Source organism: Aeromonas sp. ZOR0001, assembly GCF_000801015.1.
Taxonomy (GTDB): domain Bacteria; phylum Pseudomonadota; class Gammaproteobacteria; order Enterobacterales; family Aeromonadaceae; genus Aeromonas; species Aeromonas veronii.
In genome coordinates this window covers 31,765-58,060 of the sequence record NZ_JRJY01000041.1, presented here as the reverse complement: position 1 = coordinate 58,060, position 26,296 = coordinate 31,765, and the positions used below count along the sequence as shown (strand labels likewise).

The 26,296-nt window shown below is 58.9% G+C and carries 24 protein-coding genes and 1 tRNA gene; 10 read left to right on the top strand and 15 right to left on the bottom strand.

Annotated features, from left to right (window positions below; all coding sequences use genetic code 11):
• Window positions 1–115: 115 nt before the first annotated feature.
• The gene (locus L972_RS05670) at window positions 116–1,969 is read right to left on the bottom strand and encodes a methyl-accepting chemotaxis protein (RefSeq protein WP_047436471.1); all 1,854 of its coding nucleotides are present in this window, start codon (window positions 1,967–1,969) and stop codon (window positions 116–118) included.
• 146 nt (window positions 1,970–2,115) lie between these two features.
• Between L972_RS05670 and rraA the strand changes: the two genes are divergently transcribed.
• Complete coding sequence (rraA, locus tag L972_RS05665; protein WP_005340678.1) at window positions 2,116–2,601, top strand: ribonuclease E activity regulator RraA; 486 nt, start codon at window positions 2,116–2,118, stop codon at window positions 2,599–2,601.
• 270 nt (window positions 2,602–2,871) lie between these two features.
• Here the strand turns inward: rraA and L972_RS05660 are convergent, their stop codons facing one another.
• The 3 genes from L972_RS05660 to L972_RS05650 all read right to left on the bottom strand — a co-directional run bounded on the left by L972_RS05660 (window position 2,872) and on the right by L972_RS05650 (window position 5,431).
• Window positions 2,872–3,546: a 7-cyano-7-deazaguanine/7-aminomethyl-7-deazaguanine transporter gene (locus L972_RS05660; protein WP_005340680.1), complete on the bottom strand. Its 675-nt coding sequence runs from the start codon at window positions 3,544–3,546 to the stop codon at window positions 2,872–2,874.
• A gap of 159 nt (window positions 3,547–3,705) precedes the next feature.
• Window positions 3,706–3,993, bottom strand: a complete 288-nt coding sequence (locus tag L972_RS05655; RefSeq protein ID WP_047436467.1) for a DUF3630 family protein — start codon at window positions 3,991–3,993, stop codon at window positions 3,706–3,708.
• 10 nt (window positions 3,994–4,003) lie between these two features.
• Window positions 4,004–5,431 carry a protein adenylyltransferase SelO gene (locus L972_RS05650; RefSeq protein ID WP_047436464.1) on the bottom strand — a complete coding sequence of 476 codons (1,428 nt, stop codon included), beginning with the start codon at window positions 5,429–5,431 and terminating at the stop codon, window positions 4,004–4,006.
• Window positions 5,432–5,536: 105 nt separating this feature from the next.
• On the opposite strand from L972_RS05650, the gene L972_RS05645 reads away from it, so the two are divergent.
• The gene (locus L972_RS05645) at window positions 5,537–5,839 is read left to right on the top strand and encodes a c-type cytochrome (protein ID WP_005340687.1); all 303 of its coding nucleotides are present in this window, start codon (window positions 5,537–5,539) and stop codon (window positions 5,837–5,839) included.
• Between the two features lie 67 nt (window positions 5,840–5,906).
• Here the strand turns inward: L972_RS05645 and recQ are convergent, their stop codons facing one another.
• On the bottom strand, window positions 5,907–7,742 hold the full coding sequence (gene recQ, locus L972_RS05640; RefSeq protein WP_047436461.1) for an ATP-dependent DNA helicase RecQ: 1,836 nt from the start codon (window positions 7,740–7,742) through the stop codon (window positions 5,907–5,909).
• 133 nt (window positions 7,743–7,875) lie between these two features.
• Between recQ and L972_RS05635 the strand changes: the two genes are divergently transcribed.
• Together L972_RS05635 and L972_RS05630 are read left to right on the top strand one after the other, a co-directional pair.
• The gene (locus tag L972_RS05635; RefSeq protein WP_047436458.1) at window positions 7,876–8,340 is read left to right on the top strand and encodes a thioesterase family protein; all 465 of its coding nucleotides are present in this window, start codon (window positions 7,876–7,878) and stop codon (window positions 8,338–8,340) included.
• 124 nt (window positions 8,341–8,464) lie between these two features.
• Window positions 8,465–8,992: an AbiTii domain-containing protein gene (locus L972_RS05630; protein ID WP_005356927.1), complete on the top strand. Its 528-nt coding sequence runs from the start codon at window positions 8,465–8,467 to the stop codon at window positions 8,990–8,992.
• 210 nt (window positions 8,993–9,202) lie between these two features.
• On the opposite strand, the gene L972_RS05625 is transcribed toward L972_RS05630, so the two are convergent.
• From L972_RS05625 to L972_RS05580, 10 genes are all read right to left on the bottom strand, one after another.
• Complete coding sequence (locus L972_RS05625) at window positions 9,203–11,356, bottom strand: nuclease-related domain-containing protein (RefSeq protein ID WP_047436455.1); 2,154 nt, start codon at window positions 11,354–11,356, stop codon at window positions 9,203–9,205.
• Window positions 11,357–11,618: 262 nt separating this feature from the next.
• Window positions 11,619–11,695: transfer RNA gene (locus L972_RS05620), tRNA-Pro, on the bottom strand.
• 155 nt (window positions 11,696–11,850) lie between these two features.
• Window positions 11,851–12,555 (bottom strand): MOSC domain-containing protein, encoded by a 705-nt coding sequence (locus L972_RS05615; RefSeq protein WP_021230759.1) that lies wholly within the window; start codon window positions 12,553–12,555, stop codon window positions 11,851–11,853.
• 45 nt (window positions 12,556–12,600) lie between these two features.
• Window positions 12,601–13,446 (bottom strand): ABC transporter permease subunit, encoded by an 846-nt coding sequence (locus L972_RS05610; RefSeq protein WP_005340701.1) that lies wholly within the window; start codon window positions 13,444–13,446, stop codon window positions 12,601–12,603.
• On the bottom strand, window positions 13,443–14,348 hold the full coding sequence (locus tag L972_RS05605; RefSeq protein WP_005340703.1) for an ABC transporter permease subunit: 906 nt from the start codon (window positions 14,346–14,348) through the stop codon (window positions 13,443–13,445). The genes L972_RS05610 and L972_RS05605 overlap by 4 nt, the downstream gene beginning before the upstream one ends.
• Entirely contained in the window at window positions 14,345–15,499 is a 1,155-nt protein-coding gene (gene potA, locus L972_RS05600) for a polyamine ABC transporter ATP-binding protein (protein WP_005340704.1), read from the bottom strand. The genes L972_RS05605 and potA overlap by 4 nt, the downstream gene beginning before the upstream one ends.
• A 78-nt stretch (window positions 15,500–15,577) precedes the next feature.
• Entirely contained in the window at window positions 15,578–16,663 is a 1,086-nt protein-coding gene (locus tag L972_RS05595) for a polyamine ABC transporter substrate-binding protein (RefSeq protein ID WP_005355476.1), read from the bottom strand.
• A gap of 119 nt (window positions 16,664–16,782) precedes the next feature.
• The gene (locus L972_RS05590) at window positions 16,783–17,880 is read right to left on the bottom strand and encodes an extracellular solute-binding protein (RefSeq protein ID WP_005340709.1); all 1,098 of its coding nucleotides are present in this window, start codon (window positions 17,878–17,880) and stop codon (window positions 16,783–16,785) included.
• 53 nt (window positions 17,881–17,933) lie between these two features.
• Entirely contained in the window at window positions 17,934–19,295 is a 1,362-nt protein-coding gene (locus tag L972_RS05585; protein ID WP_047436451.1) for an aspartate aminotransferase family protein, read from the bottom strand.
• Between the two features lie 173 nt (window positions 19,296–19,468).
• A complete protein-coding gene (locus tag L972_RS05580) occupies window positions 19,469–20,800 on the bottom strand; it encodes a glutamine synthetase family protein (protein WP_013723370.1) in 1,332 nt (443 codons plus the stop codon).
• Window positions 20,801–21,280: 480 nt separating this feature from the next.
• Between L972_RS05580 and L972_RS05575 the strand changes: the two genes are divergently transcribed.
• The 6 genes from L972_RS05575 to yegD all read left to right on the top strand — a co-directional run bounded on the left by L972_RS05575 (window position 21,281) and on the right by yegD (window position 26,219).
• The gene (locus L972_RS05575) at window positions 21,281–21,667 is read left to right on the top strand and encodes a TraR/DksA family transcriptional regulator (protein WP_005356952.1); all 387 of its coding nucleotides are present in this window, start codon (window positions 21,281–21,283) and stop codon (window positions 21,665–21,667) included.
• 146 nt (window positions 21,668–21,813) lie between these two features.
• On the top strand, window positions 21,814–22,671 hold the full coding sequence (locus L972_RS05570; protein ID WP_047436448.1) for a hypothetical protein: 858 nt from the start codon (window positions 21,814–21,816) through the stop codon (window positions 22,669–22,671).
• 62 nt (window positions 22,672–22,733) lie between these two features.
• Window positions 22,734–23,180, top strand: a complete 447-nt coding sequence (locus L972_RS05565; RefSeq protein ID WP_047436444.1) for an Mpo1 family 2-hydroxy fatty acid dioxygenase — start codon at window positions 22,734–22,736, stop codon at window positions 23,178–23,180.
• A 26-nt stretch (window positions 23,181–23,206) separates the two neighbouring features.
• Window positions 23,207–23,701 carry a CreA family protein gene (locus L972_RS05560; protein ID WP_047436441.1) on the top strand — a complete coding sequence of 165 codons (495 nt, stop codon included), beginning with the start codon at window positions 23,207–23,209 and terminating at the stop codon, window positions 23,699–23,701.
• A 74-nt stretch (window positions 23,702–23,775) separates the two neighbouring features.
• On the top strand, window positions 23,776–24,765 hold the full coding sequence (locus L972_RS05555; protein WP_005340720.1) for a 2-hydroxyacid dehydrogenase: 990 nt from the start codon (window positions 23,776–23,778) through the stop codon (window positions 24,763–24,765).
• A 92-nt stretch (window positions 24,766–24,857) separates the two neighbouring features.
• Window positions 24,858–26,219: a molecular chaperone gene (yegD, locus tag L972_RS05550; RefSeq protein WP_047436439.1), complete on the top strand. Its 1,362-nt coding sequence runs from the start codon at window positions 24,858–24,860 to the stop codon at window positions 26,217–26,219.
• Window positions 26,220–26,296 lie beyond the last annotated feature (77 nt).

Below are 26,296 nucleotides of genomic sequence, written 5' to 3'. Positions count from 1 at the left end.
TTCCGAATCATCATAGTGGCGGCGATTATATGAGCGAATTACCCCAATAACAGCCACTACGATCAAATCATTGCCACTCTGGTGCAAAAACCTCACAAGGATGCCAGTCCGCTCACTAAACCCGATATTTTGCCACCGCCTTGTTGAGCAGCTGGGCCTGCTCGTTGAGACCCTCGCTGGATCTCGCATTTTCCTCCGCCATGATGCTCGACTCCTGGGCGATGTCGCGGATGTTGTTGACGTTGCGGTTCACCTCGTTGGCCACCAGACTCTGCTGTTCGATAGCCGCAGCAATCTGGGTGCTCATGTCCATGATGTTGGTAACATCCTGAGTGATCTGCCCCAGCAACTCCCCTGCGGTACTGGCCTGATCCGAGCTGCGGTTGCCCTGCTCGCGGCAGGTCGCCATCACCTCTACGATGCTGCCGGTCTGTTTCTGCAGCGAGCTGATGATGCCGGCAATCTCCTGGGTCGATTTCTGGGTACGGATGGCCAGATTGCGCACCTCATCGGCCACTACCGCAAAGCCGCGCCCCTGATCTCCTGCTCGAGCAGCTTCTATGGCCGCGTTGAGGGCCAGCAGGTTGGTCTGCTCGGCAATGCCGCGGATCACATCGAGCACGGAGCCGATGGTCTCGCTCTCTTTTTGCAGCTGGCTCACCTCGCGGGATGAACTCTCCAGATTGCCCGCCAGCGAGCGGATCTGCTCGACAGTGTTCTCGACCGCAGTCCGCCCCTCCATCGCCTTGTTGTTGGTCGCCTGCGCATTGTTGGCCGCCTGCTCGGTGTTGCGGGCGATCTCTTCGATGGTGGAGCCCATCTCGGTGGACGCGGTCGCCACCATGTCGGTCTCCTGCAGCTGGCGCGCCGCCCCTTCGCTGGTGCGTTTGACGTTGGCCGAGAGGTGATCCGCCGCTTCGGTCAGGGTGTGCACGCTCTGCTTCACATCGCCAATCAGGTTGCGAAACCCGCCCAGCATCACGTCGAGATTGCCTGCCAGCTGGGCCATTTCATCTGCCCCGCGCAGCTCTATCTTCAGGCGCAGGTCATTATCCTGGCGAATGCGGTTGACGGTATCATTCACCTGAGTAATGGGACGGTCGATGCTGCGCCCCAGCAACACGCTCATGATGCCGATCAGCACCACAATCACCCCGCCACAGACCAGCATCAGGCTGTTGAGGCGAGCGCTCTGCCGCTCCAGCTCAGCGACAATGTGCTGATCGACGGCGGCAAACCCCTGTTCGGTCTGATGCACCAGATCCCGCATCTGGTTGCGCAGCCCCTCATCCTCTTTCAGCCCCAGTACCTGCATCCCCTGCACCAGCGCCACAAAGTCCTGCCGGTACTGCTTGCTGGCCTGCTCCAACCTGCCGCGATCCCCCTCCGGCAAAGTGGCAAGGCTATCCTGAAAACTCTTGTGCAAGGTTTCAAAACGCTCCAGATACTGGATATCGGAGCGCAGCATGAAGTCTTTCTCCGCCCGTCTCAGCTGCAACATGGTGATGAGCAGCCCCTGCTGGTCCAGTTGCTTGAGCCCATTCTCCACCTCATGCACCGCCGCCCTCAGCTTGCCATAGAGCCCCTCCTCCGGCCCCAGACCAATCTTCTGCTGCTGGGCCACCAGATCGTTGAAGGCTTTGCCATAACCGCTGATCTGCTGATCCAGTCTGGTCAGCTCCCCCTCGACGGCCGCCAGATTGTCATCGGTCAGCAGCTCCCGATTGTGCTGGTGAAAGTCTGACAGCCCCTGATTGAAGCGCTCGACGAAGGTCATATCTTTGCGGATCAGAAAATCCTTCTCGGCCCGCCGCAGGTTGAGCATGGCGATCTCCAGCTGGTCGATATTGCGCTGAGCTTCGGTCAGGTGACGGTGCACCTGGCTGGAGTAGATAAACAGGCCGCTCAGTACCAGCATGGCAACGGCAACCAGCACGGTATTCAGGATCAACTTATGACGGATAAGCACGATAGACCTCTCGCAAACTGGCAGTGAACTGCATTGAGCTTATGCAGAAAAGCGGCGACAGGTGATCTGTGCAAGGAATATTCATTGAAATGCCACACCCACTCCTTATACTGGTTGCACCTGTTTCCAGCCGTGGATTTGACACTATGGAATACAATACTTCTGAACTGTGCGACATCTATCAGGACATGGTGGATGTGCTTGAACCCATGCTCTGCTCCTTCGGCGGCCGCGCCTCTTTCGGCGGCGTCATCACCACCGTCAAATGCTTCGAATCGAATGGCCTGATCCGTGAACTCGTCAAAGAGAACGGACTGGGACGCGTCTTGCTGATCGATGGCGGTGGCTCCATGCGCCGAGCTCTGATCGACAGCGACATCGCCACCACGGCGGCCGAGAACGATTGGGAAGGGATTGTCTGCTACGGCTGCGTCCGCGAAGTCGATATTCTGGAAGATCTGGATATCGGTATTCAGGCACTGGCAGCCATTCCGGTCGGTGCCGACAGCAAGGATGTGGGGGAGACCGATCTGCCGGTCAACTTCGGTGGCGTGACCTTCCTGCCTGACGACCACCTCTACGCCGATACCACAGGGGTGATCCTCTCCCCCGAGGCACTCGATATCGAGTAAGCCACAAACAGCGTGACGACGGGAGCCTTGGCTCCCGTTTTTTATGCCTGCAACTTGCTGAAAAATGACAAAAAAAGAGGGCCAGATAAACTGGCCCTTAACTGGAAGCAATGTGAGCAATGTCGTGCCTTCACAAGAAGTCCATCACGTTGGAACGAATGAAGTCTTTCCCGGAAAACAAGTTAACAATAATCATTCTCATTTAACTAGGCAAGCGCTATTTGCAGAAAGTGCAAAAAAATTGACCACCGCGAAGGGTGGTCAATCTGGTCAGGCTTGCCGGGTGGCCGTTTGCAGGCTGGATAATCCGGCCTCGCCCACCAGCTTGCGGCTGAGGTAGCGCAGCAAGACACCGTAGAGCGGCACGAACAAACCAAGGCTTATCAGCAACTTGAATACGTAATCGACGGTTGCGATCTCGACCCAGTGCTCTGCCATGAAAGGGTCTGTGGTGCGCCAGAAGGCCACACTGAAGAAAGCGATGGTATCAACCAGATTACCGAACAGGGTGGAGGCCGCTGGCGCAATCCACCACTGCTTGAGCAGACGCAGGCGGTTGAACACCACCACATCCATGAACTGCCCTACCAGATAGGCCATAAAGCTGGCCAGCGCGATACGAGCCACGAACAGGTTGAACTCGGCCAGATGACCCACGCCCTGGAAGCTCCCTTCGAAGAAGAGCACGGAGAGCGCATAGGAGACCGCCAGCGCAGGCAGCATCACGGTCTGGATAATCTTGCGTGCCAGACCGGCACCGAAGATCCGCACCGTCAGGTCAGTGGCGAGGAAGATAAACGGGAAGCTGAACGCACCCCAGGTGGTGTGGAAGCCAAACACGGTGATCGGCAGCTGCACCAGATAGTTGCTGCTGGCAATGATCAGGATGTGGAACAACGACAGGCGAACGAGCGCCGTTTGGTACTGCGCAGGGGTCAGATTCATCTTGTGACCTTTTTGGTTAATGGGGTTAGGGAACCCATATCGCCACCATTGGCGATAATCGAGGGGCGAGATTATACGCCCCCAAACCGATAGTTCAATCTTTATGCGATTACGCTTGTCCAGGTTGGTCAGCGGCAGAGCAGGCCTTGCGGGCGATAGTCACACCTTGTGCTGTCTGGCGAGCCAGAGCAGCGCCTCCCGATCCGCCGGGCGCACCGCCTCCAGCCAGCAGCCGCTGTAGTGTTCGTACTCCAGCCGAAACTGGCTCCCTTCAAACTCCAGCAACCAGCAATGGCGGTCGGCCCCCGCATCCTGCTCGAGCGGCTGCAGCTCCCACTCTCGCAGCAAGGCCTGCGCCAACAGCGGAAACATGTCCCAGTCGAGCGCCGGACAATCCAGCGTCACTACGCCAGCTTCGCTATCTACCTGTTTGATTTGCCAACTCATGCCCAATCTCTCAGCTGCTGCAGGAGAGCTCACCACCGCAATACCATGCCGGAGTCGGGGTGGCGAGATCCTCATATTCGGGTTGTTCATCATAGGGGCGCTGCAGGGCGGCGAACAGCCGCTCGAACGGCCGCATATCCCCTGCGTCGGCGGCGTCTATCACCTGCTGGGCCAGCGCATTGCGCAGCACATACTTGGGATTGATGGCATCCATCTGCGCCTTGCGCACGGCATCCTCGCTTCCTTCGCGCATTAGCCGCGCCCGATAGCGCTCCAGCCACGCCTGCCAAACACCAGGTTCAGACAACAGGGCCAGCAGAGACGCAGGCCACGCCCCCTCTTGCGTTACCTCACCGAGACGACGAAGGAACAGGTGGTAATCCACCTTGTGGGCCGCCAGCAACCGGAACAGCTCGCGGAACAGAGCCGGGTCATCCTCCTCCCACACTGCCAGTCCGAGCTTGGCCCGCATCAGCTCGGAGTAGTGCAGCATCAGCTGCTGCTCGTACTGGGCCAACGCTGCAGCCAGCGCATCACTGTCTACATGGCCAGCCAACGCCTGCGCCAGCTTTTGCAGATTCCAGTAACCGACCGCGGGCTGCTGATCCAGCGCGTAGCGGCCCGCAGGGTCCGAGTGGTTGCAGACAAAATCGGGCACGTAGGCATCGATAAAGCCGTAGGGGCCATAATCCAGCGTCAAGCCGAGCAGCGACATGTTGTCGGTATTCATTACCCCGTGACAGAAGCCCGCCGCCTGCCATTTGGCAATCAGCCGCGCGGTGCGGCGCACCACTTCGGTAAACAGTTCGGCACCACTCTCCTGTTCGGGGAAGTGGTGGCGCAGCAGATAGTCGATGAGATGCGGGATCTTCTCCCCCTGCCCGCTCCAGGCGAAATACTCGATATGACCGAAGCGCAGATGGCTGAGGGCGGTGCGCAGCACGGTCGCTCCCGTCTCCACCTGCTCACGATAAACGGGCTCCTGACTCCCCACCAATACCAGCGCCCGCGTGGTCGGGATGCCGAGGGCATGGAGCGCTTCGGAGGCGAGATACTCGCGAATGCTGGAGCGCAGCACGGCGCGACCGTCACCAAAACGGGAAAACGGCGTCTTTCCCGCCCCCTTCAGGTGGAGATCCCAACGCTGACCATCCGGCGCCTGCTGCTCACCCAACAGCAGCGCACGACCATCCCCAAGCCGGGGGCTATAACCCCCGAACTGATGGCCGGCATAGACCTGCGCTACCGGCTGCATACTGGGCAGCACTTTTCCCTCGCCACAACAGGCGATCCAGTCAGCCTCGCTGACGCCTCTCAGCCCCAACTCATCCAGCAAAGCCCGGTTGAGATGAAGCAACCGGGGTTGCTGCAGCGGCTGGGGGACCACGGGTTCACAGGCCCAAGGCAGCTCGGTCGCAAAAGTGTTGATCAACTTCATGGTTGTGCCATTCGTCCCTGCGTATGCTCGTGTCACTCTTTATACTGCCGTCAGCCATGCTTGCGCTAACTGGCGACCATCATTTTTCAATTCAAGGAGAAGAAGATGCAAAAATGGGTATATGCCCTGCCCTTGCTGGCACTGGCGTGGGGTCATCAGGCCAAGGCTGCCGATATTGAAGCAGGCAAGGCCAAGGCGGCGGTCTGTGCCGCCTGTCACGGCGTAGAAGGCAAGGCGATGATCCCCAACTATCCCCATCTGGCGGGCCAGAATGCCGCCTATCTGGTAAAACAGTTGAAAGCGTTCAAGGATGGCACCCGCAAAGAGCCCTTGATGGACCCCTTCATGGCACCACTGACCGATGCGGATATCGACAATCTGGCGGCCTTCTACGCCAGCCTGAAATAACCTCGCGTCTGACCCCAGGTTCTTCCGAGCCGCGCTTACCGTGGTCGATTAGGCAGCCTAATCGACCCTAACGACGGCAGTAGTCGATGATCAGGTCCATAAAGGCTTCGCCAAAGCGTTCCAGCTTGCGGTGCCCGACACCGTTGATAGCCAGCATCTCGTCTTCGGTCATCGGCATCAGCTGCGCCATCTCCACCAGGGTCGCATCGTTGAATACCACGTAGGGCGGCACCTCTTCATCCTCGGCAATCTGCTTGCGCAGGCCGCGCAGTTCCTTGAACAACCGCTTGTCGTAGTTGGCGTTATCGAGCAGGCCATTGCGCTTCTCCTTGCGGCTGGAGATAGGCTGCAGGCGGGGTACCGCCAGTTCCAGCTTCACCTCGCCACGCAGTACCGGACGGGCCGCTTCGGTCAGCTGCAGCACCAGATTGCGAGTGATGTTCTGGGTCAGCAGCCCCTTGTGGATCAGCTGGCGGATCACGCTCATCCAGTATTCATGGCTCTGATCCTTGCCGATGCCGTAGGTCGAGATCTTGTCGTGGCCGTGATCCTTGATGCGCTGGTTCAGCGAACCGCGCAGCACCTCCACCACATAGCCCACCCCGAAATTCTGCCCCACCCGCCAGACGCAGGAGAGCGCCTTCTGGGCATCTTCAGTGCCGTCATAGCTCTTGGGCGGATCGAGACAGATATCGCAGTTGCCACAGGGCTTGTCGTTGTACTCGCCGAAATAGTTGAGCAGCACCTGACGACGGCAGGTCTGCGCCTCGGCAAACGCCGCCATCACGTTGAGCTTGTACTGCTCCACCTGCAACTGCTGAGGATTCTCGATGTTGTCGAGCAGACGGCGCACCCGACCGATGTCGGCGGGATCGTAGAGCAGCAGCGCCTCGGCAGGAGTGCCATCGCGCCCGGCGCGACCGGTCTCCTGATAGTAGGATTCGATGTTCTTCGGAATGTCGTAGTGCACCACGAAGCGTACGTTGGGCTTGTCGATACCCATACCGAACGCCACCGTCGCCACCACTATCTCGATGTCATCCTTGAGGAAGGCATCCTGGGTCTGCTGGCGCTGCTCGAGCGGTAGCCCCGCATGATAGGGCGCGGCCTTGCAGCCGTGGCGGGATAACCGCTCGGCCACCTCCTCCACCCGGTTGCGACTGGAGCAGTAGACGATACCGCAGTTGCCCTTCTGGCTCTGCACGTAACGCAGCAGCTGCTCGGCCGCCTTGAACTTCTCCACCAAGCTGTAGCGGATATTGGGGCGATCAAAGCTGGCTGTGTGAATAAAGGGATCGCTCAGTTCCAACCGATGCAGCATGTCGCTGCGGGTCGCCTCGTCGGCGGTGGCGGTGAGCGCTACCACCGGCACCTGTGGGAACCACTGTTTTAGCCGCCCCAGCGCCGCATACTCAGGCCGGAAATCGTGGCCCCACTGGGAAACGCAGTGCGCCTCGTCGATGGCGAACAGCCCGAGCGGCAGTTCGGCCAGCCGATCCATAAACTCGTGCTGCAGCAAGCGCTCGGGGGAGACATAGACCAGCTTGATCTCGCCGCGACGCATGGCGGCGAAGTTCTGGATCATCTCCTCCCGGCTAAGGGCCGAGTTGATGTAGACCGCCGCTACGCCGTTGGCGCGCAGGCTGTCGACCTGATCCTTCATCAGCGAAATAAGGGGAGAGACCACCACACCGAGCCCGGGCCGCAGCAGTGCCGGGATCTGGTAGCAGAGCGACTTGCCGCCGCCAGTAGGCTTGAGCACCAACGCATCGCGCCCCGCGACGATCTGCTCGATGATCTCGAGCTGACCCGGCCGAAACTGCTGATAGCCGAAGACCGCCTGCAGCAGGGCAAGCGGACTCTCTGGCTGAGGATCTGGCAGGGTTTCGGCAATCGCGGTCATGGGCTCTCCTTTGGGGTCGCCATTCTAAAGCAGCCGCCGCCCACAATAAACCTGCCATTGCGACTGTTAAGGAACTGTTGCAGACTGGCTGGAGTTTTTACTCGGCTTTGATGACAAGGATTGGGATCAGAGAATGAAACAGATGCTCAAGAAGATGGCGCTCAGTGGCATTGCCAACCTGTTTGCCGAGAAGATGCCCTTCAACAAGCTGATCGGCATGCAGGTGACCCACTACGACTTCGACAAGGTGGAGCTGCGTATCAAGATGGACGAGAAGCTGATCGGCAACCCTTTCCACAACATCCTGCACGGCGGCGTCACCGCCACGCTGCTCGATGTAGCGGGCGGCATGATCGTCGCCGCATCCTGCATCGACGAGGTGGAGGAGTTCTCCCCCAGTTATCTCAAGGAGCGCTTCGCTCGCCTCGGCACCATAGATCTGCGGGTAGATTACCTGCGCCCAGGGCGCGGCAACGAGTTTATCGCCACCGCCCACATCATCCGGGCCGGCAGCAAGGTCGCGGTAGCCCGGATGGAGCTGCACAACGAAGAGGGCACCCACATCGCCTTCGGCACTGGTACCTATCTGGTGGGTTGAACCAAATTAGTGCATAAAAACCACGCGGCTAATCCAATTTTAATCATTAGATTCCTTACCCCCTCTGGCCGAACAAGGTCCATACTGATAGTCGGGATTGTGTGCAGAGGGAGGATTGCAGGCGATGAGTGCGAAACTGGCCATCAAACCATCCAGAGCCTTGTTGACACAGCTCGAGTCCATGCTCGATGAGGTGCAGACACCCGAGTGTCGCCACTGGTTGGAACAGGAGCTTGAGGGGTATTCTCTCTCCTCACCCCTGCCTTGGTATCGCATCGTTCCCTGTCGGCAACGCGGTCACTTTCTGGATCTGAAAACGGGAAAATATTTGACCTGTCACATCAACAGTCAAACGCTATGCCAACGCGATCTGGCCCAAATTCAGTTCATTTATGCCCGTGAACCCGCCGCCCACTATTTGCTGCAACGCAATTCCGGTATTGAACCCTGGCCAGAACAGCTGCTGGAAGATTATCAGGAGCAGTTGATCCCCGGCCATTTATGCCTACAAGCCTGGCATGAGCCCGTGATTTCATTACGTGCACAACTGATGGAGGGAATAGAACATTTCATTAGTGAGTACCCCAAGCACGCGGCCTTGCTGCCTCAACACAGTTTCAAGGCTTTGCGGCATCAGCACTGGCATATCTGAGTAAGCGCCTGGCGCGCAAGGAGGGCACCATAGACAAGACCCATAGCGAGATTGCCACAATCTAGAGTGCCGGAGTCAGGATCAGACTCCACCGATGGGCCACCGAGCGGTGGCCCTTTTAATGCCCACGGCTACTGCTTTATTGCCAAGCAGATAGCCATAATGTGGCGCCCCACACCTCATGAATCCCGCAAACCTACTTGTCACGTTCTACAGCACATCACGCCAGACCCCATCGGACTCGATCAACCTAACAAGAGCTTGTGCACTGAATCCGTCGGCATACAGTGTCTCTTCCTCATTCCCAACCTCAGCATCGCCCATCTGTTCAAACGCGCGCAGATAATGCGGTTCATCGCGCAAAGCGATCTCCATGATCTCGCGGGAGACGACGTGAAAACCATCGATGACCTCGCCATCAAATTCAATCGACGTATCCACAACCCAAGCATGCAAAGCTGGCAGAGGATTGAAATCACTCAGCAATAGAGCTGAACGCAACCCTTGGTCATTTTGCAGGGCTTGAAGCACAACCGGTTGCTTGCGCTTTAACTGCCTTGCCGCCTTGCGCAGGGTATTGGTTCGATGCAGCCAGACTTCATGGCAAGTTGAACGGATGAAGCCCGACTTGACCTCCAGCAGCAACACTACCCCATCCAAGTGACAGATCAGGTCCACTTCACCAGCATCGCGCTCATCACTCAATGGTGGTTGGTAGCCCACGACGACGCGAAACCCCCTCTGCCTTAGTGCTTCGGCAAGGGTATGTTCAATACGTTCCGTTTCGCTGCGCAAAGCAGGCCTGCGTTGCTCAACACGTCGCAGGTTATTCACCGCAGCGGTCAGATTGTTCTGTTGACCGGCAACCCAGGGGAACTGAAAGCTGTAGCAGCCAATCTTGTAGAACGGCCGCTCGTACAGACGTGGAAATGGCATGTTAGGTGTCAGCCTCATCTGCACGGACAGTGCCTGCAGGTCACTGGTCCAGAACTTCAGGATGGCCTCGGCCGCTTCGGGGTCGCCCTTGGGATGTTCGGGGCTGACGGTCCAACCACAGATACGACGGATCTTATCTTTCGGTTCCGACCAAGTGATGGGAAAGCGGTTCTCGCCTTGTACAAGCCCTTCCAAAGCTAATTGACCAAGTGCTTTTGCTGCTACACCGGAGTCGCCCATATAGCGAAGAAAAGGCTGAAGAAACGCCTGCTTAAAAAACACTGTCGTCAGCTCACTGGCTAATATCGCGTGGTGCAGGATTACCTCCGCTCCGTCGTTCAGTCTGACGCGCTCACCCAGGCCGAATATCGTCTGCAGGTAAAGCTGACTGCGGATGGTTTTTATGTAAGCTAGCTGATTCGATTCGTGGTTTTCCGGTCTCCCGATGATTTTGCCAGCCATATCCGAAGCTGCGAATTGGTCAATTGCACGGTACATCCAGTAGTGCCAAAGCAACTTGCTTTTGCGCCCGGTACGCTGCCAGCGCTGTGAGCCCGTATCTGTTTTGTTGAATATGACCGGTTGTCCCGGTTTGAGCTGGTAACCACAATCATTGTCAAAACAGAACCAATTGATGGAATTCTCGTAGTCGATTCGCTCACGCATGGCGACAGTAAGCAAGGCGACCGATTCGAGGTTGGCAACATTCTCTCGCCCCAAACCTGACTGTGGAAACAGGAGTGGCGACAAATGACGCTTAATAGAGCGGCCAATAGCTTCCTCTGTCAGCTGAAAATCACACTCAGAGCAATTCGACAGCTTGCGCGCTATTAACCGATCATAGACATCCCAATCTTCCGCAGAACTGTCCTTACCCTGAGAGGCGCCAAGTTGCCCATATGCGATCACGCTCAAATAGGAAAGCAGCTCTAGTAACGAAAGCGACTTCAGGTGGGTCTCAGCCAGTGCAATTGCTTCGTCGAATGGTTCAAGTTGCTCAAGTAGACGATCACAGACGCCGAAAAATTCGTACCAATCTCCGCTACCGAGATTGTCTCGGAGATGCCGCCAGAGCGGTGAATCGCTGCGTGTAAACAGCTTCGAGTAACGAATCGCCCAACGCAATACATCTGGATGACGAGCGGCCAGATGATCCAGCAGCGCAGTGCTAATAGCATCCTCAGAATGCAAAATACGTCCCAGTGCCAAGCTTGCCAGTTGAGCACCGTCCAAGTTGGCGGGTTCCCACCAGAAGGTCGCGGCAGCCAGTCCAGCAGCACGATTGCGCGCGGTATATTTGCCGCTCGGGCGTTGATCTAGAAAGTCGTGAAGGCACTCATCAAGTGCGGCGAATGGGGCAAGCTGCTGAGCATATCCAGCAAAGAGAGTCTGGTAAAATTCCTGGCATTGCCGTTCCTGGCCTTGCATATCTGGTCATCCTTTTCCTGCAGTCGAACCCTGATATTCAAAGAGATTAAAATCAGCTGTTCATTTAAGGCCCACAACGAGTCTGGCAATCTGTATGGAAGGAAATAGTTAACACGTTTCCAAGAAGGGGGAAACAACTGATGAGGAGTCAATAGCTAGCAATTGCAGATGTAGTAAACAGGGCAGAAAATCAAAATGCCCCACAGAACTGGAGGGCCAGAAATGCACAAGGGCCTAGCCGAAGCTAAGCCCTTTTTGGATTTGGTCGGTGTGAGAGGATTCGAACCTCCGACCCCTTCGTCCCGAACGAAGTGCGCTACCAAGCTGCGCTACACACCGATGTCTGCGGGACGGGAATTTACCGAAAGCCCAGACCCGACACAAGCCTTTTTTGCGTTTGGCAGGAAAAAAAGTGCCATTTGCTCAACTATTCAGCACTCTTGTCATCCGCTTACCGGGCTGCAGCCAGCTGGTGACATTCCGGTAACCGGCCGTCAGGCCAGGCGCAGGGATGCCGGCCCCAATAGACGGCGCTGCCAGTCAGCCACAGTGCCATGCTCCAGCCAGTCGGCTGCATGCTGGCGCCAGTTGGGGGAGAGAGCAGGATTCTCCAGCAGCATCAGCAGATCCGCTTCATTGCGCACCTGATTGAACAGGATATCCGCCGTGCGCTTCACCGTCAGTTCGGGATAGGGTCTGTCTGCCAGCTCCATGGCCGACTCCGGCGACACCATCCCCTCCTCCAGCACCCGCAGCAGCCAGCCACAACGGCCATTCAGTTGCATCACCTGCGACATCTGGCCATAGCCAAAGCGCTGGTTGAGTTTGAAACAGGGGGATCTCGGCTGGCTGATCTGGATCAGCGCCTCGCCGAGTCGATAGACATCGCCAATGCAAGCTTGCACCTCGGTCAGCCCGATACCGGAGAGGTTCTCGCCAAAGGCGGCAGGTTGCCAGGGTGTACGTGGCGCAGGCAAGCCCAGCGCGGTTTGCCAGGTCTGCCACCAGAGATAGTGATCGGCAGGATAGTAGTGGAGCGCCCGATCCGGGCCACCGTGGTGGCGCAGGTCACACTGCTCATCCCCTTCCAGACCGGCAAAGGTACAGCGAACTGGTGCAGAGATCGGTTGCTTGTGAATGGCGCTGGTGAGGCCGGGCACCAGCTCGGTGCCACGACCGCTAAAAAGGGAGATCCGCATACTCATCCTCCAGGTTGACGAGAGTAGGCGGATCTTATCATGGCGTCAGACCACGGCCTGCATCTGGGTGGTCATGGCTATCTCGGCGCGACGGCGCTTCTCCGCCCTGGCCATCAGATACCAGCTGCCGAAGGTAAAGAGCGATACCGACAGCAGGATCAGGCTGGCCACCGCGTTGATCTCGGGTTTCACCCCGAGCCGTACCGCCGAGAAGACCTCCATCGGCAAGGTGGTCGAGCCCGGGCCGGAGACGAAGCTCGCCAGCACCAGATCATCCAGCGACAGGGCGAACGACATCATGCCGCCTGCCGCCAGCGAGGGGGCGATCATCGGGATAGTGATCAGGAAGAACACCTTCCACGGCTTGGCGCCGAGATCCATTGCCGCCTCCTCGATGGAGAGATCCAGCTCCCGCAACCGCGCCGACACCACGATCGCCACGTAGGCGGTACAGAAGGTGGTGTGGGCGATCCAGATGGTCAGCATGCCCCGCTCGGCGGGCCAGCCCACCAGCTGGGCCATCGCCACGAATAGCAGCAGCAGCGACAGACCGGTGATCACCTCGGGCATCACCAGCGGCGCCGTCACCATGCCACCGAACAGGGTGCGACCACGGAAGTGGGGAATTCGGGTCAGCACGAAGGCTGCCACCGTCCCCAGCGCCACCGCGGCGATCGCGGTGTAGAAGGCGATCTCCAGCGAACGGAACACAGACCCAATCAGTTGCTTGTTGTCGAGCAGGCCGAAATACCACTTCAGCGACCAACCGCCCCACACCGTCACCAGCTTGGAGGCGTTGAAGGAGTAGATCACCATGATGATCATGGGCAGGTAGATAAACAGCAGCCCCAGCCAGAGCATCAGCTTGGCAAAACCGAAACGTCTCATCATGCCTTGCCCTCCAGCTCTTTGGCCTGGTTACGGTTGAAGAGGATGATCGGAATGATCAGCACCGCCAGCATCACCACCGCCAGCGCAGAGGCGACCGGCCAGTCGCGGTTGTTGAAGAACTCCTGCCACAGCACCTTGCCGATCATCAGGGTCTCCGGGCCGCCCAGCATTTCCGGAATAACGAACTCTCCCACCACCGGAATGAACACCAGCATGCAGCCGGCGATGATGCCGTTCTTGGAGAGCGGTACCGTGATCTGCCAGAACCGGGTCAGGTTGCGGGCCCCCAGGTCGGAAGCAGCCTCCAGCAGGCTCTGATCGTGTTTGACCAGATTGGCGTAGAGCGGCAGCACCATGAAGGGCAGGTAGGAGTAAACGATGCCGATATAGACCGCCAGGTTGGTGTTGAGGATCTGCAGCGGCTCGTCGATCACCCCGATCCCCAGCAAAACGCTGTTGAGCAGACCATTGTTACTGAGGATCCCCATCCATGCGTAGACCCGGATCAGAATGGCGGTCCAGGTCGGCATCATGATCAGCAGCAGCAGAACGGTCTGGGTCTCCTTGTTGGCCCGGGCGATGGAGTAGGCCATCGGATAGCCAATCAGCAGGCAGAGCAAAGTGCTGACGAAGGCCATCTTGAGGGAGCCCAGATAGGCCGCGATATAAAGCTCATCCTCCTGCAGCAGCAGGTAGTTGCCCATGTTGAGCAGGATGGTGAGCTGATTGTCGGCCCAGCTCACCACGTCGGTGTAAGGCGGGATCGCCACATCCGCTTCCGCAAAACTGATCTTCACCACGATGACAAAGGGCAGCAGGAAGAAGAGGAACAGCCAGAAGAAGGGGATGCCAATCACCAGTCGGCGCCCCCCGACCCGCTTCAGTCGTTGCAAGAACTTCATGATTGCAGCACCACGCCGCTGTCATCTTCCCAGTAGAGGAACACCTGGTCATCCCAGGTTGGCCGCTTGCCGTGGCGTTCGGCATTGGCGATGAAAGCCTGAACGATTTTGCCCGAGGGCAGCTGGATGTGATAAACCGAGTGACCGCCCAGATAAGCGATGTCATAGACCTCACCCTTGGTCCAGTTGAAGTCCGGGTGCTCGATCTCCTCCGGCTTTTGCAGACTCATCAGCAGTTTTTCCGGCCGCAGGGCGTAGGTCACCTTCTTGTTTTCGGCGCGGGAACTGATGCCGTGGCCCACATAGATGGGCTGTTCCAAGTCGGCGCAAGCGATGGTGGCGTGGTCCTGCTCATCCTCCACCAGCAGGCCGTCAAACAGGTTGACGTTGCCGATGAACTCGCACACCAGCCGACTGGCCGGAGTCTCGTAGATATCCATCGGGCTGCCGATCTGCTCGATGCAGCCGAGGTGCATGATGGCGATCCGCTCCGCCATAGTCATGGCCTCTTCCTGATCGTGGGTCACCATGACGCAGGTCACCCCGACCCGCTCGATGATCTCCACCAGCTCCAGCTGCATCTTGGAACGCAGCTTCTTGTCGAGCGCCCCCATGGGTTCATCCAGCAGCAGCAACTTGGGACGCTTGGCCAGGGAACGAGCCAACGCCACCCGCTGGCGCTGGCCACCGGAGAGCTGATGCGGCTTGCGGCGGGCGTACTGGGTCATCTGTACCAGCTTGAGCATCTCCTCCACCCGGGCATCGATCTCGGCCTTGGGCAGGCCATCCTGCTTGAGGCCAAAGGCGATGTTCTGGGCCACCGTCATATGGGGGAACAGGGCGTAGGACTGGAACATCATGTTGATGGGGCGTTCATAGGGGGGCATGTCGGTGATGTCGACCCCGTCGAGGAACAGCCGCCCCTCGGTCGGGCGTTCGAAACCGGCCAGCATCCGCAGCAGGGTCGATTTGCCGGAACCGGACCCGCCGAGCAGGGCGAAAATCTCCCCCTTGTGAATATTGAGAGATACGTTATCGACCGCCAGCGTTTCGTCGAACTGCTTGCTTACCCGATCAATTTTCACCAGCACTTCTTTGCGCTGCTGACTGCCCTCGAGGGCTTTCTTGTAGGCACTGGAGGCTATCGCCATTACCAAACTCCCCAACGTGATACCGGCCTTGCGGCCGATCCATAAAAGCGATTTGGCGCCCCCGAACGGGCACCAAGGTTAGGTACCGGACTTGATCTTGGTCCAACTCCGGGTGATTAGACGCTGTACCGAGCGGGGATGTGCTTCCTGCACATAGAGTCGCTCCAGCACGGCCTGAGGGGGATAAACCTCCTCATTGTTGCGCACCGCCTCATCCATAAACTCGCCCGCCCTTGAGTTGGGATTCGCGTAGCCCACATAGTCGCTGACCTTGGCGATCACTTCGGGCTGCAGGACGTAGTTGATGAGGGCGTGCGCCTCTTTGACATTGGTGGCATCGGACGGGATCGCCATCATGTCGAACCAGAGATTGCCCCCCTCTTTCGGAATGCTGTAGGCAATTTTCACCCCCTTGCCAGCTTCATCGGCGCGGGCAGCGGCTTGCAGGATGTCGCCGGAAAATCCGGCCGCCACGCAGATGTCGCCATTGGCGAGATCGCCGATGTATTTGGAGGAGTGGAAGTAGGCCACATAGGGCCGCACCTTGAGCAGCAGCGCCTCGGCCTGCTTGATATCCCCCGTCGCATGACTGTTGGGATCGAGTCCGAGGTAGTTGAGGGCTGCAGGGATCATCTCGTCGGCAGAGTCGAGGAAGGCGACGCCGCAGCGAGAGAGTTTCGCCATGTTTTCCGGTTCGAAGATGGTTGCCCAGGAGTCAATCTTGTCGACCCCCAGCACCGCCTTGATTTTGTCGACGTTGTAGCCGATGCCGTTGGTCCCCCACAGATAGGGCACCGCGTACTGATGACCCGGATCCACCTTGTCGAGCTGCTTGAGCAGCACGGGATCCAGGTTGGCCAGATTGGGCAACAGGGATTTATCCAGTTTCTGGAAGGCTCCCGCCTTGATCTGCTTGGCCAGGAAATTATTGGAGGGCACCACCAAATCGTAACCGGTCCGCCCCGTCAGCAACTTGCCTTCCAGGGTCTCGTTGGAGTCAAACACGTCATAGACGGTCTTGATCCCGGTCGCCTGCTGGAAATCGCTGAGGGTAGTCTCACCGATATAGTCAGACCAGTTGTAGAAGTGCAGCACAGGGGCAGCCTGGGCCACATTCGCCAATCCCATGGTCAGCGCTATGGTTAGCAATCTGGTTGTATTCACGGTGTCAGTTCTCCTGTTTCAGTGGTTGACCGTCTGCGCATCCATTCGCGCGGCCCATCCGGATGGATGGCATCACTACCCTCCCGGCCGAACTGCGGACCGGGAGGGGCATTCGTTACTTACTTGCCGGACTTGATCTTGGTCCAGCTGCGGGTCATCAGACGCTGCACCTTGGCCGGCAGATCCGGGAAGGTGTAGATCTTCTGCAGGGTTGCCGCATCAGGGTAGATACCCGGATCGGTGCGGATCGCCTCATCCACCAGCGGGGTCGCCGCCTTGTTGCCGTTCGGGAACTGCACCACGTTGGTGATATTGGCGATCACCTCCGGCTTCATCAGGTAGTTGATGAAGGTGTGGGCCGCCTCGACGTTCTTGGCATCCGCCGGAATGGCGATCATGTCAAAGAAGCTGCCTGCCCCCTCTTTCGGAATGGTGTAGGTGAGCGCGACGCCATTCTTGGCCTCGGCTGCCCGCGCCTTGGACTGCTGCAAGTCACCGGAGTAACCGACCGCGACGCAGAGGTTGCCGTTGGCCAGATCCGAGATGTACTTGGAGGAGTGGAAATAGGCGGTATAGGGACGGATGGAGAGGAACAGCTCCTCAGCCTTCTTCAACTCGGCCGGTTTCTGGCTATCCGGTTTGAAGCCCAGATATTGCAGGGCAGCCGGCAGCATTTCGGTCGGTGAATCGAGGAAGGAGACGCCACACTCTTTCAACTTGGCCATGTTCTCCGGCTTGAACACCAGATCCCAGGAGTTGACCGGGGCATCGGCCCCCAGCACGGCTTTCACCTTCTCGGCGTTGTAGGCATAGCCGATGGTGCCCCACAGATAGGGGATGGAGTACTGGTTGCCCGGATCGCTCGGCTCGAGCGCCTTGAGCAGGTCGACATCCATGTTTTGCCAGTTGGAGAGCTTGGACTTGTCCAGTTTCTGGAACACGCCCGCCTTGATCTGCTTGGCCAGGAAGGGGTTGGATGGCACCACGATGTCGTAGCCCGAACTACCCGCCAGCAACTTGGCTTCCAGTACCTCGTTACTGTCGAACACGTCATAGACCACCTTGATCCCCGTCTCCTTCTGGAAGTTATCCAGAGTATCCGGCGCTATGTAGTCGCTCCAGTTGTAGACGTGCAGCACCTTCTCTTCAGCCATTGCTCCGGCACTTGCCATGACCAGAGCCACAGAGGCAGCGATCACTCCTGTTTTGAAAGACATCATCCTTGTCTCCTAAGCAAATTGTATGCGCATGCCAACCTGCCCGACCCACCTCAACCCTTCAGCTTTTCGGCTGTCAGATCCAGACTGCGCCTGGCCAGATCGACCAATTCATCAACCTGTTCCTCGGTGATGACCAAGGGGGGCGATATGATCATGGTATCGCCTACAGCCCTCATCACCAAGCCATTGTTAAAGCAGAACTCCCGGCAAGTCATCCCCGCATTTGCCTGAGCCGGGAAACGCCGGTTGGTCTGCTTGTCCTCAACGATTTCCAGCGCGGCGACCAGCCCGCGGCCACGGGTTTCCCCCACCAGAGGATGATCGGCCAGCTCCGCCCAGCGGCGCTGCAAATAGGGACCGATAGTATCATGCACTCGCTTAACTATGCTCTCTTTCTGCATAAGCTGGATATTGGCCACCGCCACGGCGCAAGAGACCGGATGGCCCGAGTAGGTGAAGCCGTGGTTGAACTCGCCCCCCTCCTCCACCAACCCCTTGGCAACCCGGTCACTCACCATCACTGCGCCGAGCGGCAGATAACCGGAGGTGATCCCCTTGGCCAGACACATCAGGTCCGGCTTGATGCCAAACCCTTCGCTGGCAAACCAGTGGCCGGTGCGGCCAAAGCCGCAGATCACCTCGTCGGCGATCAGCAGGATGCCGTAGTGATCGCAGATACGCTGGATCTCCGGCCAGTAGCTGTCAGGCGGAATGATGACGCCGCCCGCCCCCTGGATCGGCTCGCCGATAAAGGCCGCCACCTTGTCCACCCCCAGCTCCAGAATCTTCTGCTCCAGCTGACGGGCCCGCTCCAGCCCGAACTCGTGGGCACTCATCCCCTGCCCCTCACCGAAGTGGTAGGGCTGATCGATGTGCACTATGCCGGGAATGGGCAGGCCGCCCTGGGCATGCATCCCCTTCATGCCACCCAGACTCGCCCCCGCCACGGTGGAGCCGTGATAGGCGTTGTGGCGGCTGATGATCACCTGTTTGTCAGGCTGACCCTTGCTGGCCCAGTAGTGGCGCACCATCCGCAGCACGGTGTCGTTGCACTCGGAGCCGGAGCCAGTAAAGAAGACGTGGTTGAGATGGGCGGGTGTCACCTCGGCCAGCAGGGTCGCCAGCTCGATCACCGGCGGGTGAGCAGTCTGGAAGAAGAGGTTGTAGTAGGGCAACTGCTGCATCTGACGGGTGGCGGCATCCACCAGCTCCTGGCGGCCATAGCCCATATTGACGCACCACAGGCCCGCCATGCCGTCGAGAATGCGTTTTCCCTCGGAGTCTTCCAGATAGACACCGCTGGCTTTGGTAATGATGCGCGAACCCTTCTTGTTCAGGGCCTGAAAGTCGGTAAAGGGGTGCAGGTGGTGGCTGGCATCCAGTTGTTGCCACTCACGGGTTGTCTGCTGCATTTGTTGCTCCTCGGTTCCTTCGATTTAGCAAGATTCAGTCGTTAATCAGTCCAGGTGGCAGCGCTCTTTCGGCCACAACCACTCACAGGTGGCTGCCGCCACCTGACTCGCGTTCCGGTCTCTTCGATACAGGGACCGGGGAGGCCGACTCCGGCCCCCCCGTTACAGGGGGATCAGACGTTCAGCAGCAGGAACTCCCGCTCCCAGCGACTGATCACCCCGAAGTAGGTCTCGTACTCTTTGCGTTTAACCGCGACGAAGGCGCGGGTGAAGCGCTCCCCCAGCATCTCCTTGATGGGCTCGCACTGTTCGAGATGGCTGAGTGCCTCCTCCAGCGAGCGGGGCAGGCTGTAGGGCAGGTCATAGGCGCTCGACTTCATCTCCGGTAGCGGCTCCAGCTTCTCCATCATGCCGAGGTAGCCACAGGCCAGAGTGGCGGCCAGCGCCAGATAGGGGTTGGCATCGGCACCGGCGAAGCGGTTCTCCACCCGCCGCGCGCTCGGGTCGGAGAAGGGCACCCGCAGGCCGCAGGTGCGGTTCTCGACACCCCACTGGACGTTGCGCGGCGCACTCTCGCCAAAGGTGAGGCGGCGGTAGGAGTTGACGTTGGGGGCCAGCAGGGCTGTCACCGCCGGGGTGTATTTCTGCAGACCGGCGATAAAGTGCATGAACTGTTCGCTGTTGCCGCCGTTCGGGGTACCGAACAGGTTGTGGCCGTTCACATCTTCCAGACTCTGATGGATGTGCATGGCCGACCCCGGTTCATCGCTCATCGGCTTGGCCATAAAGGTGGCATAAATGCCGTGGCGGTGAGCGGCCTCACGCATGGTGCGTTTGAACAGGAACACCTGATCCGCCAGATCGATGGCATCACCATGCAGGAAGTTGATCTCCATCTGGGCGGCGCCCGACTCGTGGATCAGGGTGTCCACCTCCAGCTCCTGCGCCTCGCAGTAGTCATACATGTCTTCAAAGATGGGGTCGAACTCGTTGACCGCATCGATACTGAACGACTGGCGGGCGGTCTCAGGGCGGCCGTTGCGACCCACCGGCGGCACCAGCGGATAGTCGGGGTCCTCGTTGCGGGTGACCAGATAGAATTCCAGCTCGGGCGCCACCACCGGCTTCCAACCCTGCTTCTCGTAAAATGACAGAACCCGACGCAGCACGGAGCGCGGCGCGATGTCGATCAGCTTGCCGTTGACGTCGAAACAGTCGTGGATCACCTGGGCAGTAGGCTCCAGCGCCCAGGGGACAAAACGGATGGTGTTGGGGTCGGGATAGAGCTGCATGTCCCGCTCCAGCGGGTCGATCATGCTGTCGTCATCCGGATATTCGCCGGTCACTGTCTGGGTGAAAATCACCTCGGGCAGACGCATGCCCCCTTCACGCAAAAACTTGTTGGCTGGGATGATCTTGCCCCGGGCGTTGCCGGTGAAATCCGGGAACAGGCACTCCACTTCCGTGATGCGATTGCTCTCCATCCAGCCTTTGATACTGTCCATGTTAAACCCCGACTTTACGGTTGCCATTGGCAAGGGTGTCTAATATATGGAACACCCTTGTTATAAAATTGTAATCAACATCACCATAAAAGCCCGCCATCAAGGGCAATGTCAAGCGGGCGTGTTTAAAAAACTATAAATAACGGCGCATATAATGACCAAGGCGGCACCAAATACTAAACACTCAAATCCGTACGAAGCCCCCCCCTCTCATCGTTGCAAAGGCGATGCCAACAGAGGGTGAAGCAGGCGCCAGATCCCGGCCAATCCCCCGCAGGAACGGACCATTTTTTTGCAAGGGCGCACAATCCTTATCCTATTTGCTTTGCTTGGCTGCATTTTTTTGGTACAAGGCCCGCCCTGATTTGCACTCTCTTGCATGAAACAGGTGCAAATCGGGATACAAGGGCTTGGTCTGTAGGCAGACAGCCCCCATAAACAGGGATAATTGGGTTAGTAAACTGACTGGTAGTTAATCGTATGTGTGATTTCATGACTGAAGACCAACTGGCCTTTTACAAGGGGCAGATCGAGCGACAGATCGTCGAGCTCGAAGAGCGCCTGAACTCCCAGGCCAGCCAGGCCATCGCCACCGACACCAACGAGATGGCTGATGAAATTGACCGTGCCAGTATCGAGGAAGCCCGCCGTCTGGAGCTGAACCGCATCGAGCACGACAAGCTGCACCTGCGCAAGCTGCGGGGCGCATTGAAGCGCATCAGCGAAGGGGATTTTGGTTACTGCGAATCTTGCGGTGACGAGATCTCCCTCAAGCGGCTGCATGCCCGTCCGGAATCCCGTTTCTGCGTCGAATGCCAGAGCACCAAGGAATTTAACGATACCCACGTGTTCCGTCGCGTCGCCTGATTCTTCGAAGAACCGTCACCATTCTGGTGCAACAGACGCCAGCAAGGCAGGGCCCGCGCTCAAACCTTGTACAACGCCTCGCAGCAAGATGGTGACAAGTTCTGTTAGACTCCGGACACCTTCCGGAATCTACAGGAGAACAGAGAGTGAAATGGCTCATCAAGCTGTGTTTGTGCCTGCCACTGCTGGCACAAGCACAGGTTCTGACGGTCAAGGTCCCCAGCCGTCCCGTCAACAATCTTGACCAGGAGTACCAGTACAAGCTGCTGGAACTGGCCCTGACCCGCTCCGGGCAACCCTTTCGCATCCAGCCTGTCGAACTCGACCTCAACCAGTTCACCCTCCAGCAGCAGCTGAGCAAGGGCAAGACCATCAACGTCTTCTGGATGGGCACCTCCAGCGCACTCGAATCTTCCCTGATTGCCGTCCCCATTCCGCTGTTTCGCGGGCTGGAAGGATTGCGGCTGTCATTCATCCACGCGGACGCTCAGGAGAAGTTCAACCAGCTCAATACCCTGGCCGACCTCAAACAGCTGAAGGCGGCGCAAGGGGTCGGTTGGGCCGATAACAAAATTCTGGAAAATGCAGGCATCCCGACCTTCTCCGGCCGATACAGCAGTCTGTTTCGCCTTATCAACGACGGCGACAAGATCGACTTCTTCCCGCGCGCCCTGGTGGAAATCTTCGCCGAGCGCAGCGAGCTGGTGGCGCAGTATCCCAACCTCGCCATCGAGCAGCATCTGCTGATCCGCTACCCCTTCGCCCAGTTCTTCTTCGTCAGCCCCGAATACCCCAAGCTGGCCAAGGCGATTCAGACCGGGCTGGAGCGGGCCTATGCCGATGGCAGTTTTATGAAGTTCTTCAATGACAACCCCAAGATCCGCGAAGCGCTCGCCAGCGCCAACCTCGATCAGCGGGTCACCATCGCCCTGCCCAATCCGGATATGACCCCGTTGCTAAAATCCATTCCGGCCCAATATTGGGAGTATCCACCGCAAAGATAAGCATCCCGAGCGCCTGGCCACGAAGGTCAGGCAGCGAGAACACAGTGCGCCAGGGAGGTGCCATGAAGGGAATCCAGGAGTGGTTTGCGCAGTACGGCCAGAGCCATCGCCATCCGATAAACGTCGCCATCCACAAACTGGCGGTGCCGGGCATCTATCTCTGCTCGCTGGCGCTGCTCTGGTGTCTGCCACACGGGCCCTTGCCAGAGCCCCTCAACTGGGCGGCAGTGGCAGCCATTCCGGTGCTGCTGTTCTATTTGCAGCTGTCGTTTTCGCTGTTCGCGGGGATGGCCGGGCTGACCGCACTGGGACTGTGGATCTGCCACCAATGGCAGGGGCCGCTGCTGTGGCCCGCCGTGGCAGCGTTCGTGCTGCTCTGGATAGCCCAGTTTGTCGGCCACAAGATCGAGGGCAAACGCCCCTCCTTCCTCGCCGACCTGCAATTTCTGCTGATAGGCCCCGCCTGGGTGCTTGCCAGCCTCTATCGTCGCCTGGGCATTCCCTATTGAGGAGTGCCGGGCCAACAGGAGAGACCATGACACATAACCACACGCGACATAATGCCCTGCGCCGCGCCCTGCCCCTGCTGCTGGGGGCCCTGTTTGCCGGCCCGGCATTGGCCGACAAGGCTGATACCGTCGGTGAAGTGAGCACCGCTTTCAAGCTGTTTGGCCCCAACCACAAGATCCTGGTGGAGGCGTTCGACGACCCGCGCATCGACGGCGTCGCCTGCTATCTGGCGCGCCCCAAGACCGGTGGTGTAAAAGGCGGGCTGGGCCTGGCGGAAGATCCCTCCCACGCCTCCCTGTCGTGCCACCAGATCGGCCCCATCACCCTGCCCGAAAAGCTGAAGGCGGGGGAAGAGGTGTTCGATGTCAGCACCTCGCTGGTGTTCAAGGAGCAGAAAGTGGTGCGTTTTTACGACAAGAAACGCAATGCACTGGTTTACCTGACCTACAGCACCAAACTGGTGGATGGTTCGTACAAGAGTGCAGTCAGCGCCGTTCCCATTATGCCGTGGGGACAATAACCAGCCGGTTTGTCCGGTGATAGCTGACCCATTTTGTTGTAATTTGACGACACACACGCTGCGGAGCACATACCATGAAAGTCGCCGTATTCAGTACCAAGAGCTATGACAAAGAGCATTTCAACCAGGCCAACAGCCAGTACGGCTTCGACCTGGAGTTTTTCGATGTGCGGCTGGAGGCCAAAACGGCCCGACTGGCTCACGGCTTCCCGGTGGTGTGTCTGTTCGTCAATGACGATGCCGACCGCGAGGTATTGACCGAACTGGCTGCCAACGGCACCCAGGTGATTGCCCTGCGCTGCGCCGGTTACAACAACGTGGATCTGGCCGCCGCCAAAGAGCTGGGGCTGAAAGTGGTGCGGGTGCCCGCCTACTCCCCCGAGGCGACCGCAGAACACGCCGTCGGCATGATGATGTGCCTCAACCGCCGCATCCATAAGGCTTATCAGCGCACCCGCGACGCCAACTTCTCGCTGGAAGGGTTGGTCGGCTTCAACATGCATGGCAAGACCGTTGGCGTCATCGGCACCGGCAAGATCGGTCTGGCCGCCCTGCGCATCCTCAAGGGCTTCGGGGTTCGCCTGCTGGTCAACGATCCTTACCAGAATCCGGCAGCCATCGAGCTGGGAGCCGAGTACGTGGATCTCGATACCCTGTTCCGCCAATCCGACATCATCAGCCTGCACTGCCCGCTGTTCAAAGAGAACTACCACCTGTTGAACAAGGAGGCATTTGCCAAGATGAAGGACGGGGTGATGATCATCAACACCAGCCGTGGCGGCCTGCTCGACTCCAACGCCGCCATCGAGGCACTCAAAACTTCCCGCATTGGCGCGCTGGGGCTGGACGTCTACGAAGAGGAAGAGGATCTCTTCTTCTCCGACAAGTCCAACGAGGTGATCACCGATGACGTGTTCCGCCGTCTGTCAGCCTGCCACAACGTGCTGTTCACCGGCCATCAGGCATTCCTGACCCGCGAGGCGCTGCACGCCATCGCCGATACCACCCTCGGCAATATCCGCGCCATCGAGAGCCAGGGCCGCTGCGACAACGAAGTGGAATAAGGGCTCGCCCTCTCTTCGTCACGCGCCGGGTTGTGAGACCCGGCGCCTTCGGGTAGGCTAGCCCCCCTTTTTTATTCAGGAGTCTGGCGCCCATGTTTATCGGATTTGATTACGGCACCTCCAACTGTGCTGTGGCCGTGATGGAACAAGGTAGCCCCAGGCTGCTGAATCTTGGCGCATCCCGCTATCTCCCCTCCACCCTGCATGCCCCCCACCGAGATGCTATCGCCGGTCTGTTGGCCGAAGGGCTAGCACCCGCCCAGCAGGCGGAGTACCTCAAGCTGCGTGGCCCCGTGGTCACCCGCGCCCAGACGGTTCGTCGCCAGATGCGCGAAGAGGGACTGATCGACGAGCTGAGCTTTGGTGGTGCCGCGCTGGAGCGCTATCTGGAAGAGCCGGACGACGGCTACTACATCAAATCGCCGAAATCCTTCCTCGGCGCTTATGGCCTCAAGGCTCCCCAGATCGCCCTGTTTGAAGATATCGTCTGCGCCATGATGCTCCACGTTCGCCAGCAGGCGGAGCAGCAGCTCGGCGCCCCGATCCGCCAGGCGGTGATCGGTCGACCGGTCAACTTCCAGGGTCTGGCGGGGGAAGAGAGCAACCAGCAAGCTATCGCCATCCTGACCGAGGCGGCCCGTCTGGCCGGTTTCGAGCAGGTGGAGTTCCTCTACGAGCCGGTGGCCGCCGGGTTTGAATTCGAGGCGCGCCTCACCGAAGACGCCGTGGTACTGGTGGTGGATATCGGCGGCGGTACCACTGACTGCTCCATGCTGCGGATGGGCCCCGGCTACCGAGATCAGCTGGATCGGAGCGGCGATCTGCTCGGCCACAGCGGCCAGCGGATCGGCGGCAACGACTTCGATATCCGCCTGACGGTGGAGGGGATGATGCCGCTGCTCGGCATGCACGAGACCCTCAAGACCGGCAAGCCGCTGCCCCATCCGCTGTTCTGGGATGCGGCCGCCATCAACGACGTCAGCGCCCAGAGCCGTTTCTACAGCCTCGACACCGCCCGCCAGCTGCAGGATCTGCAGCTCGACAGCCAGCCCGGCAGCAAGCTGGGCCGCCTTGCCAGCCTGCGAGCCCACAAGCTGAGCCACCAGCTGGTATGGCGTGCCGAGCAGGGCAAGATCGCCCTCTCGGAGCAGGATCTCAATCGCCAGTCGCTGGCCGAGCTGGAAAAAGGGCTGGAAGCGGAGCTGACCCGCGAACAGCTGGCCAACGCCTCGGCCCTGCTGCTGGAGAAGATTGGCGAGCTGATGGACGAAGCGATTGCCGCTGCCGGAGTGCAGCCGGATCGCATCTTCGTCACCGGTGGTAGCGCCCGCTCGCCGCTGATCGCCAGCTTTATCCACCAGAAGCTCCCCTCCATCCCGCTTGAAGGGGGCGATGACTTCGGCTCGGTGGCCGCGGGTCTTGCCCGTTATGCCGAGCGGCTGTTCGCCAACTGATCCCTGAGATAGCGTAAATTGATGGCAACATCACCCGTGTGTTGCCATTAAGCGACAGTCGTGCGGGGCAAGGGGCG